Source organism: Nocardia arizonensis (assembly GCF_001310275.1).
Classification (GTDB): domain Bacteria; phylum Actinomycetota; class Actinomycetes; order Mycobacteriales; family Mycobacteriaceae; genus Nocardia; species Nocardia arizonensis.
In genome coordinates, this window is record NZ_LGYZ01000003.1 from 1 (window position 1) to 1,486 (window position 1,486).

The window sequence follows — 1,486 nt, forward strand, 5'->3', positions numbered from 1 at the left end:
TAGTACTCCAGCCGTAGTTCGTGACCAGGCCGACGGCCTGGTCACGATGGGGTTCGGGGGTGGCGGCGTGTCGGGCCGGTGAGGGCGGCCACCGCGTGATTCTGTCGAATGTGTGTGCAATACAACTGAATTCGCGGTGACCGCTGCGCATAGCGTAGCGGGTGATCGGTGGCGCGAAGAGTTCGAGGGTCTGATGGGGCGTGTCGCCGGGCGGTTCCGGCGGGTCGAACCGCGTAGGACGGCGCGGGAGATGGTGGCCGGGCTGGCCTCGGAACTACCGGACAAGAACTGCTGGACCTTGTCCGAACATGCTGGGCACGAAACACCGGATGCTATGCAGCACTTGCTGTCTCGTGCCGTGTGGGACGCCGACGCGGTATGCGAGGATCTGCGTGACTACGTCGTGGGATCTCTCGGTGACACCGATGCGATCCTCGTGGTGGACGAAAGCGGGGACCTGAAAAAGGGCACCTCGACTGTCGGCGTGCAACGTCAATACACCGGCACGGCTGGTCGTATCGAGAATTCCCAGGTAGCGGTGTTCTTGACCTACGCCACCGCGCGGGGTCACACCTTCATCGATCGGGCCTTGTACCTGCCGAAATCCTGGATGGCCGACCGGGAGCGGTGCCAGCGCGCCGGTGTGCCCGAATCGGTGGGATTCGCGACCAAACCCGCACTGGCACAGGCGATGATCACCCAAGCGTTGGATGCGGGCGTGCCCGCACGGTGGGTCACCGGCGACGAGGTCTACGGCGCCGACCCGAAACTCCGGGCCACCCTCGAATCCCGTGGTGTCGGATACGTGCTGGCCATCGCCTGTGACCGCCGTGTGAGCACCGCTGCCGGACGCGTTCGCGCTGACGCGGTGGTGGCCGGACTGCCCCGGCAGGCGTGGCAAGCGATCTCGGCCGGGCACGGCGCGAAAGGTCCTCGGGTCTACGACTGGGCCTGGATCGGCATCGATACCGACGATCCGGCACCGGGGCATCGGTGGCTGTTGGCCCGCCGTAACCGCACCACCGGTGAGCTGGCCTATTACCGCTGTTACGCCGCCGGTCCGGTCACCCTGAAGACCCTGGTCGGCGTGGCCGGGCGGAGGTGGTCGATCGAGGAGGACTTCCAATCCGGCAAGGGTCTGGCCGGGCTCGACCAGCACCAGGTCCGCCGCTGGGCCTCCTGGCACCGATGGACCGCGCTGTCCATGCTGGCACTGGCCCTGCTCACCGTGCTGGCCGCCACCGAGCACGCCACCCCAACCACACCCGAACCCTTGATCCCGTTGACCCGCAACGAAATCCACCACCTCGCCGCCATGCTGATCTGGCACCCGATCCTCGACATCGGCCACCGACTCCGCCGATCACTGTGGCGACGACGCCACCAACACCGCGCCAAAATCAGCCACTACCAGCGCCGACACACCAAACCGCCCAGCCCGTGATGCCGCCGCAAAGCGGCGGCATCACGAACTACGGCTGGAGTA

At 66.6% G+C, this 1,486-nt stretch carries 1 protein-coding gene; it reads left to right on the forward strand.

Going from position 1 to position 1,486, the window contains the following annotated elements; translation table 11 throughout:
• The first annotated feature begins 193 nt into the window (after window positions 1-193).
• Entirely contained in the window at window positions 194-1,444 is a 1,251-nt protein-coding gene (locus tag APZ21_RS00875; RefSeq protein WP_082392722.1) for an IS701 family transposase, read from the forward strand.
• Window positions 1,445-1,486 lie beyond the last annotated feature (42 nt).

What these genes read in the sequence shown, in the direction of transcription:
- APZ21_RS00875 (WP_082392722.1), top strand. Translation starts at nt 194, where the DNA reads ATGGGGCGTGTCGCCGGGCGGTTCCGGCGGGTCGAACCGCGTAGGACG.